The sequence below is a fragment of the Streptomyces sp. NPDC018045 genome (genome assembly GCF_044327445.1).
GTDB lineage: Bacteria > Actinomycetota > Actinomycetes > Streptomycetales > Streptomycetaceae > Streptomyces.
In genome coordinates, this window is the sequence record NZ_JBIRFL010000011.1 from 196,640 (window position 1) to 205,102 (window position 8,463).

An 8,463-nucleotide genomic window follows, 5' to 3' on the forward strand; every position below is an offset into this window, starting at 1 on the left:
ATGAACGTGACTTCGGGAAATTCGGATCAGCGTTCAGCGCCCTCGTTGCAGGGCCGGTTCGCTGGCGGGAATCGCGGGGAATTCCAGGGAATTCCGGGGAATTCCAGGCTCCGGGATTCACTCGCGCCCTGGCCGTCGAGCCGAATCCGCCGGTGTCGGCCGACGCGCTGTCGTACGAGGTCGCTGTCGCCCGTGGGCCGCCCCCGGCGTACCGCGCCGCCCGTAGGACGCCCCCGCGTACCGGAACGGCCGATCGCCGGGTTTGTCCGGGCGGGCCGCTGGACACCCAGTGTGCGTACGTTCGAAACGATCTCCAGGAGGCGTCCATGACAGCGCAGGTCGGCGACGAGCTGTGGGACGAGTTCCACAAGGCCGTGAACATGACCTCACGTGAGCTGCGGGAGTGGCTGAACGTCGAGGCCGCGGGCGAGAACAGCGAGGAGGTCCCCGACCGGGCCGGGCGGCCCCTCGGGCGGCAGGTGCTGGAGATCCTGGGCAAGCGCCGCACCGACCTCACCGGGAGCGACGCCGAGGCCATGCGCCGCGTCGTCGAGATCGTCGGCAGCCAGCACCCGGAGGGCACCGACCCGAAGGCCGGCGGCGCGGACTGGCGCCACGGCCTGATGGACATCGGTCACGACCCGCTGAAGGAGTGAGCGGCGGGCCGCGCGGCCGCCACTCAGCACTTACGGGGGCGGCGCGGCCGTCTCTCAGCACGCACGAGGGCCGCCCGGCCCTCACTCAGCAGATTCGGCCACGCGGTCACCGCCCAGCACGTACGCGTCTGCGCCGCCCTATACGGACGGCCGGCCGGCTCACCTCCGCAGCGCGCGCGTACGCAGAGCCACCAGTGCCCCGAAGCGGAAGCCGGGGTCGGCGAGCCGGCCGTCGAAGAGGGTGTCCAGTTGCCGCAGGCGTTTGCGGGCCGTCTGCGGGTGGATGCCGAGGGCCTGGGCGACCTCGGGTGCGGTGCGGCCCCATGACATCAGGAGCGCGTCGAGCGTCTCGGCCAGCCGTGCCGCCCGGCCTGCGGGCAGCCCGTCGAGGACACCGAGCAGCCGGTCCCCCAGCAGGCGCCCGATGTGGGCGCCGCCGAGCAGGTGGACATCGGCCAGCCGGTCGCCGACGACGAGGAGTTCCCCTTCCGGCGCGCCGGTGTCCCGGTGGTGGTTGAGCGCGAGCCGTACGCAGACCAGGGACAGCCAGGCGTCGTGCGGCGCGACGGCCGGCCCGAGCGCCGCGGTACGGCCGCGGACCGTGGCGCGTACGCCCTCGGCCCCGGCCGGGCCGCCGCCGGCCGGTTCCGGGAGGATCACGACGAGATCCGTGCCGCGCGGCAGTACCAGCGCGTCCGACCACGGCACGGTGCGGCGGCTGCCCGCCGCACCGCGTACGACGAGGCAGGCGACCGTGCCGGGCAGCGGCCAGCGGGCCCGTGCCGCGAGGGTTTCGAGCGGTTCGCCGGGGGTGCCGCGCGGCTGTTCCAGCAACGCCTGCGCCAGGGCCCGCCGGTTGCGCTGCACCTCGCCCTCCGCGCGGGTCTGGGCGGCGACGAAGCCCTTGACCGCCTCGTTGGACAGCGCGTTGATGTGCGTCAGTACGGCTTCGTGCAGCGGCAGGACGATCTCGGTGGGCAGCGAGGCCGTCCGGGCGATCTCCGCGTAGCGGCGGCTGCCCACCCGCGCGCCGACCCGGAAGGCGGCCTGGAGCCCGTCGGTGGTGCGCCCGTTGAGGAACTCCACGCGTCCCAAGTGACGGAAGTGCCGTACGTGGTGATCCTGCGGGCTCTCGGGGGCCTCCGTCAGCTCCGCGAACTGGCGCATCGCACGGCACACCGAGGCGACCAGGTCCCGGCCCACGGAGGAGTCGAGCGGGCGCCGGTAGGCGGGCACCTCCTGCCGGATGGCCTCGACCATGGCCGACGCGATGGCGTCGATCCGCGGCCGGAGCAACGCGCCGAAGGAGGCGGGCAGTTCGTGCCACGGGCCGCGTGCGAACGTGTCAACCGGCGGGACGTGCATCGCAGGCCTCCTCCGGACCGTCGGCGACGCGACTCGCGTGTCCCCGGGCCGGGATCGTGCCCCCGCCCGGCCCCGCCGGTCCAGCCTCGTGCGGACGGCGAGCGTCCCGCACCCGCCCCGGTCCCGGGCTCCGGAGGCTGCGGCGGCTGACCCGGCGGTCCGCCGAAGTGTCACGCGGATGACATCTTTCCTCATCTCGCACCGGGCCCTCTGGTGCGATCAGCCGTACCGCGCGAGCGTGGTCCCGACGTTACGCGCCGGTAGCTCCCCGGCGGCCGCTCCGCACCACGCGGCCTCGGTACGCCGGTCCGGCGCCGTGGCGTCCGCCCTTGTGGCGCCCGTACCGAACCACGGCATGAGGAGAACAACTGATGCGCAGCAACGGGACCATGCGCGCAAGACACCGGAGACGGCCGATCGCCGCACTGACCGGACTCGCGGTCGCGGCCGGCCTGGGACTGGCCGGAGCGACCGCGGCACCCGCGACAGCGCGGACGGCGGCCGAGACGGCGCGGACGGCGGCCACCGCGCCGGCGGCCGCACGGACGGCGACCGGGACGGCACGCGCGGCCACCGCGACCGGGACGGCACGCGCGGTCAGGGCCGCCGAAGCGGCGGGCGCTTCCGCAGGCGCCGACCCCGTCGGGCCGCCGCAGGGCAACTTCCTGTCCGCCTTCCTCTACTCGGCGACCAGGCCGACCGTCCTGCCCACCGGCGCCAACGACTGGTCGTGCAAGCCGGGCCCGGCACACCCCCGCCCGGTCGTCCTCGTCCACGGCACCTTCGAGAACCGGTACGCCAACTGGGCCGCGCTCTCCCCCAAGCTCAAGGACGCCGGGTACTGCGTCTTCGCCCTCAACTACGGCGGGTCCGCCGGCCCCGTCCTGGGCACCGGCGACATCGCCGAGTCGGCGGGGCAGCTCGCCGCGTTCGTCGAGCGGGTGCGGTCGGCGACCGGCGTGGACAAGGTCGACATCGTCGGGCACTCGCAGGGCGGCATGCTGCCGCGGCACTACATCAAGAACCTGGGCGGAGCGGCGAAGGTCGGCAGGCTCGTGGCCCTCGTCCCGTCCAACCACGGCACCTCGCTCCTCGGCCTCGGCCTGCTGGCCCGCCTGGTCCCCGGCGCCGATGCCGTGCTCGGCGCGGCCTGTCCCGCCTGCGAGCAGCAGATCGTCGGCTCGCGCTTCCTGAAGGAGCTCAACGCGGGCGGCGAGACCGTCCCGGCCGTCGACTACACCGTGATCGCCACCTGGTACGACGAGGTCGTGACCCCGTACACCTCGGCCTTCCTGGCACCGGCCCGCAACGTCAGCAACGAGACGATCCAGGGCCACTGCCTCATCAACACCACCGCCCACATCAACATCACCTACGACCGGACGGCGACCCGCCTCGTCCTGAACGCCCTCGACCCGGCACACGCCCAGCGCCCCACCTGCTGAGCCGGCCGGGCCCCGGTGGGCAGGCGGCCGGCCGTCTGCCCACCGGGGCCACCGGGGCCCGGCGGGCCCGTGGTCGGCGCGGGCCGCGAAGGCTGGCAGTATCGAGGGATGGCAGAACAGATCACAGCCGCGTGCGACGGGGCGTCGAAGGGGAACCCCGGGCCCGCGGCCTGGGCATGGGTCGTCGGGGACGGCGCGGGCACGGTGGAGCGCTGGGCGGCCGGCCCGCTGGGGACCGCGACCAACAACGTGGCGGAACTGACCGCGCTGCGGGAGCTGTTGGCGGCCACCGACCCCGCCGTGCCGCTCCAGGTGCGGATGGACTCGCAGTACGCGATGAAGGCGGTCACCACCTGGCTGCCGGGCTGGCGGAAGAAGGGCTGGAAGACCGCGGCGGGCAAGCCGGTGGCCAACCGCGACCTGATCGTCGGCATCGACGAGCTGCTCACCGGGCGGTCGGTGGAGTTCGTGTACGTACCGGCCCACCAGGTCGACGGCGATCCGCTGAACGCGGCGGCGGACGGCGCCGCCAGCGAGACCGCGCGCACCCAGCAGGCCATCAGCAGCGCCCTGGGCTCCGCGCTCCCCGCGCCGGAGCCGGCCGGTGCCGCGTCCGGCGGGCGGCCTCGGCCTTCGGGAGCCTCCCGGGTCCCGGCCGCGCGGCCGGGCAAGAGCTCCCGGCCGCGGGGGTCCGTCAAGGCGCGTTTCCCTGGCCAGTGCCGGTGCGGACAGGCGTACGGCAAGGGCGAGACGATCGCGAAGAACCCGGACGGGTGGGGCCACCCCGCGTGCGCCGGAGCGGCCGGATAGCACCGTGCGCGCCGTCCCGCGGAACATCCGCGGGGCGGCGCCGGCGCCTCCGGCGACATGCGTGGGCATCCGGCAGGCATCGGCAGCCATTCAGCGATATTCCAGGGATCTCATCGGATCGTCGCCGCGCCGCCGCGGCGAATCCGGCCGGCAATTCCGCGGGCATCGGGACATCATCTCCCGCGTCTCGCACCGCCTTTCCGCACGACATACCCATCACACGCTCATCCTATTTTCTGACGAAAACGTTTCAGCACCAGCCTCGCCCTCGTCACGCATACCTCGTACGGGTGAAGTACGCGCCTGTTGACGCCGACGTACTCCACCAAGGCGGCCCATCAGTGGAATCCTTTCTGCCGTGATCAGGGAGCTGCCATTCGGGGAGCCCCGTGACGCTGCAACCACCTTCCCCCGCTCCGCACCCGCACCGCGCCGCGCCCCGGCGCTGCCGTGCGCGCGGCACGGGGGCGGAATTGCGGAAAGAGTGGCTGGTAGAATTGAAGTTTTCTCGGTGTACAGCCCTGGTGGCCGCTGTCGGGTCGTTGGCGGCCGCCCTCACGGTCGGCGCCCCGACGGCAACGTCCCAGGAACCGCCGCCGGCCGCCGCGGACTCGTCGCGCTACTCCCACGAGGGTGAGCAGCGGGCCTTCCGACACGAGCAGCTCGCGCAGCGCGCGATGCCCGGCGGCAGGTCCCAAGGGGTCATCACACCCATCGGCCACCAGGGATTCCAGCTCCGGTACGACGGTTCGGACCGCGGGCGGGTGCTCGCGCTCGAACGGCGCCACCGCGGGCTGCGCCCCGTGTCCCTCACCTCCTGGCTGGACGCCCGCGCCCACCCGGCGGTTCACCTGTCGCGCTGTCCGACGAGGGTGCCGCTGCCCGGCGCGGACGGTTTCTGCTGGCAGCGCGGCTCGTCGGACGACCTGGGCTGGGCGTACGTACCGCAGGGGCTGACCGGGTCCGGCGAGGCCGAGCCGCGCTCGGGCCGCTGGCAGGGGCGCAGCATCGTCGCCGCGAGCTGGGCGTCCAGCTACGACCACCCCAGCGCACCGCGCGACCCCAGGAACCGCCCCTGGCGCGGAGCCAAGCAGATCGACCACTTCATGAAGGTGTCCTTCACGGATGTCACCGGCCGCGGACGCCCCCGGTACCGCAGTGCCCTGCTCGTCACCCCGCAGGGCAAGGGCGGGTTCGCCGCGCTGAAGGGGCACGGCGACACCCTCTCCTGGTACGGCCCCTACCTGTTCCTGTACAGCAGCGAGCGGCTGCGCGTCTTCGACGTACGCCATCTGTGGGCCACCACCACGTCCTCCGGGCGGGTGGGGGTGAGCCGGGGCTCGGTGAGCGCCAACTGGCAGTCGGCCGCGCTGCCTCAGGTCGCGCAGTACACCTTCGTCGGCCGTAACGGATGCGGGAGCGGAGCGAGCGAGACGCCGTGCTTCAGCGGCGCCTCCATCGACCACGGTTCCTCGTTCGCGCCGTCGCTGGTGACCGTCGAGACCAGCTCCCCCACCTCCCGTGTGGTGCGGTGGCCGCTGAGCCCGGCGTCGCACCTGCTGCGCGCCGACGAGCGCGGCCTGGTGCGGGCCGGTGCCGGGTACCGCGTCCCGCTGGCCGGTCCGCAGGGCGTCGTCCAGCGGGACGAACGGTTCTACTTCACCGCGATGTGCCCGGACGCCCGCCGGGTGTTCGGTGAGCCGTACTGCCTCTACCGGGGCGACTCCGGCGGCCCCGTACGGGTGTGGAGCCGTACCCCGGCGGCCGCCGAGAACCTGTCGTACTGGCCCGCCACCGAGCAGCTCTGGGTCTCCAACGAATCCCCGTACCGCACGTACGTACGCCCCCGCCCCGAGCTGAACGGCCGGGTCGTTTACAACGTGTCCCTCTCCGACGACTGACCCCGGGGAACGCGCACCGGCCGGCGACCACTGCGGCCGGTGCGGTCCCGGTGCCCTCCGCGCGATCGGTTCTTCGCGCGGAGGGCTTTCTCCTGCCTTTCGGCCCGGGTACAGCCGGACGGACGGTGGTCGCCCGGCCGCCGGTCACCGGTGAGGCTGAAGGGCGGACCCGGTCACCGCGAACGGGTGGTTGCGGGCCTCGGGGCGCCGTCCGCGGGCAGACGGTTACGGAGGGGGCACGGCAAGGCCTTCGACGAGGATGGGTTTGGCATGAGCGAATACGAGCGTTCCCGTACGATGCCCGCACTGCCTGAGCATGTGTTCGACCAGGCGAGCGTCGTGGGGCAACTGGAGAGCTGGATGCCGCAGGGGCTGCACGTGGAGGCGGAGGACCTGCCGGCCGTGACGGTGCACGAGGACCGTACGGGCGAGGACGAGGCGGGCCTCTTCCGGGCCGAGCGGGACCAGATGCGGCTGGAGTGGGGCACCCGGGACAACGGCAGTTACGCCGGCTGGCTCCAGGTCTCCGGCATCGGCAGCGGTGCCAGCGAGGTGACGGTCCACCTGTCCTTCTTCGACGAGCGGCACGACCCCGGCGCCGGCGCGGTCAACGACGAGCTGGACCGCAGCCTGGAGCGCCTGGACGAGCTGGTACGGCTGCGCATGGACGACGGCAGCAGCGGCTGACACCCACCCGTCCGTGCGGGGGCACCGCGTCCACGGCCGGACGCGGTGCCGCGCGGACCGCCGCTCCCGGCGGCCACGGCCACGCACCCCGTACGCGGCCGGCCCTCAGCGCTTGAGCTGGAAGGCCTCTCCCCGGTGCGCGCCGGTGGAGCAGGACGCCTTCTCGGAGGCCGTCATCTTGCGGGTCTTGACCACGACCGCGTTGCTGACACCGTCCGTACCGTTGGCGGCCGGGCCGGTGACGGTGTCGGGGACGAACCAGTAGTAGTGGCCCCACTTGGGGCTGTCGTAGTGGGTCTGCCAGGTGCCGGAGACGGTCTGCATCACCTGGGCGCGCGAGATCCAGCCCACCTCGCCGGGCTGGACCGTCATGTTCAGCGAGCTGTTCTCGGTGTGCGAGCTGGTCCAGGTGTGGCTGTACTGCGCTGTGACGCTGAGGTCGATGAGGCCCGCGAGCTTTCCGCCGGCGGTGACGGAGACACCGGCCGTGTCGGTGGAGCCCACCGTGTCCGACCAGCCCATCGACTGGGTGGCGGGCGAGGTGGTGCAGTTGTACAGCGAGTTGGAGACCTGGCGGAAGCCGCCCAGGTACGCCTTGCCGAGTACCGGTTCGTTGAAGGTGCACTTGCCTTCGCCGGAAGCGCAGTCGGCTATGAGCTGCTTGCGGTCCGGTCCGTCGGCCGCCGCGGCGGGCACGGTCATCGCCGCGGCCAGGCCCGCGGCCGTCGCCGCGAGTACCAGCGCACGCCCTCCGTACCGCACGGTGCGGTTCTTCGTCATGTTCCCGTTCCTGCCTCTCGCCCTGCCTCGTGAACGCGGCGGATGGTTGGCCCGTCAACCGGGCCACGGCCGCCGCCTGTTGCCTGAGAGGCTGGTGTAAACAGAGTCCCCATAACACCAAGTGCCGGTAAAGTTGTAGTTGATTGCACAACGTCCCGATTGGTCTAGATCAACACGCAATCGGCCTCCTCGGCACCGACCGGGACCTCAGACCCAGGTCCGTCGCCTGATCACACGGCCGGCCGCGGCCACTATCGTCCATCCCGGCCCGCCGACCAGCGGCGGACCGCACCGCACGAGCCCCTTCACCCACAGGAGACGGACGAACCCATGCGCGTCATCGCCTTCGACCACCTGGTCCTCAACGTCGCGGACGCCGAACGCGCCCTCGACTTCTACTGCGGCCCGCTCGGCCTCGAACCGGTACGCGTCGAGGAGTGGCGCGCGGGCCGAGCCCCGTTCCCCTCCGTCCGCGTGAGCCCGACGACCATCATCGACCTCGTCGAAGGGGACCGCGGCGAGTCCAACGTCGACCACATCTGCCTGGTCGTCGAGCCGCTGGACTGGCAGCAGGTCATCGACTCCGGCGTCTTCACGGTCGTCGACGGCCCCGGCCGGCGCTACGGCGCCCGGGGCGACGCGCAGTCCCTGTACGTCCTGGACCCGGACGGCAACACGGTCGAACTGCGCTGGTATCCGCAGGACGCCGAGGACTGAGAGCCGAGTTGCCACGGCCTGCCGCCCGAGGCCGATGAATTCCGCGCATACGTTCCGGCACAAAGGGACCGGGCGGTGGCCCGACGGAATTCCGTCGGGCCA

8 protein-coding genes are annotated in these 8,463 nt (G+C 72.7%); 6 read left to right on the forward strand and 2 right to left on the reverse strand.

Annotated elements, in window-relative coordinates; translation table 11 throughout:
* The first annotated feature begins 326 nt into the window (after positions 1–326).
* The gene (locus tag ACH4EB_RS24390; RefSeq protein WP_398349707.1) at positions 327–656 is read left to right on the forward strand and encodes a DUF3140 domain-containing protein; all 330 of its coding nucleotides are present in this window, start codon (positions 327–329) and stop codon (positions 654–656) included.
* A 159-nt stretch (positions 657–815) separates the two neighbouring features.
* On the opposite strand, the gene ACH4EB_RS24395 is transcribed toward ACH4EB_RS24390, so the two are convergent.
* Positions 816–2,021, reverse strand: coding sequence for a helix-turn-helix domain-containing protein (locus ACH4EB_RS24395; protein ID WP_398349708.1), 1,206 nt, complete (start codon positions 2,019–2,021; stop codon positions 816–818).
* Between the two features lie 389 nt (positions 2,022–2,410).
* On the opposite strand from ACH4EB_RS24395, the gene ACH4EB_RS24400 reads away from it, so the two are divergent.
* The 4 genes from ACH4EB_RS24400 to ACH4EB_RS24415 all read left to right on the forward strand — a co-directional run bounded on the left by ACH4EB_RS24400 (position 2,411) and on the right by ACH4EB_RS24415 (position 6,864).
* On the forward strand, positions 2,411–3,466 hold the full coding sequence (locus ACH4EB_RS24400; protein WP_398349710.1) for an esterase/lipase family protein: 1,056 nt from the start codon (positions 2,411–2,413) through the stop codon (positions 3,464–3,466).
* 108 nt (positions 3,467–3,574) lie between these two features.
* A complete protein-coding gene (locus ACH4EB_RS24405) occupies positions 3,575–4,276 on the forward strand; it encodes a ribonuclease H (RefSeq protein WP_398349711.1) in 702 nt (233 codons plus the stop codon).
* A gap of 524 nt (positions 4,277–4,800) precedes the next feature.
* Positions 4,801–6,177: a hypothetical protein gene (locus ACH4EB_RS24410; protein ID WP_398349712.1), complete on the forward strand. Its 1,377-nt coding sequence runs from the start codon at positions 4,801–4,803 to the stop codon at positions 6,175–6,177.
* A gap of 270 nt (positions 6,178–6,447) precedes the next feature.
* On the forward strand, positions 6,448–6,864 hold the full coding sequence (locus tag ACH4EB_RS24415) for an SRPBCC family protein (RefSeq protein ID WP_398349714.1): 417 nt from the start codon (positions 6,448–6,450) through the stop codon (positions 6,862–6,864).
* A gap of 105 nt (positions 6,865–6,969) precedes the next feature.
* Here the strand turns inward: ACH4EB_RS24415 and ACH4EB_RS24420 are convergent, their stop codons facing one another.
* Positions 6,970–7,644, reverse strand: a complete 675-nt coding sequence (locus ACH4EB_RS24420) for a hypothetical protein (RefSeq protein WP_398349715.1) — start codon at positions 7,642–7,644, stop codon at positions 6,970–6,972.
* Between the two features lie 330 nt (positions 7,645–7,974).
* Between ACH4EB_RS24420 and ACH4EB_RS24425 the strand changes: the two genes are divergently transcribed.
* Entirely contained in the window at positions 7,975–8,361 is a 387-nt protein-coding gene (locus ACH4EB_RS24425) for a VOC family protein (protein WP_398349716.1), read from the forward strand.
* The last annotated feature ends 102 nt before the right edge of the window (positions 8,362–8,463 follow it).

Coding starts and splice junctions, on each gene's coding strand:
- ACH4EB_RS24390 (WP_398349707.1), top strand. CDS start 327: ATGACAGCGCAGGTCGGCGACGAGCTGTGGGACGAGTTCCACAAGGCC.
- ACH4EB_RS24395 (WP_398349708.1), bottom strand. CDS start 2,021: ATGCACGTCCCGCCGGTTGACACGTTCGCACGCGGCCCGTGGCACGAA.
- ACH4EB_RS24400 (WP_398349710.1), top strand. CDS start 2,411: ATGCGCGCAAGACACCGGAGACGGCCGATCGCCGCACTGACCGGACTC.
- ACH4EB_RS24405 (WP_398349711.1), top strand. CDS start 3,575: ATGGCAGAACAGATCACAGCCGCGTGCGACGGGGCGTCGAAGGGGAAC.
- ACH4EB_RS24415 (WP_398349714.1), top strand. CDS start 6,448: ATGAGCGAATACGAGCGTTCCCGTACGATGCCCGCACTGCCTGAGCAT.
- ACH4EB_RS24420 (WP_398349715.1), bottom strand. CDS start 7,644: ATGACGAAGAACCGCACCGTGCGGTACGGAGGGCGTGCGCTGGTACTC.
- ACH4EB_RS24425 (WP_398349716.1), top strand. CDS start 7,975: ATGCGCGTCATCGCCTTCGACCACCTGGTCCTCAACGTCGCGGACGCC.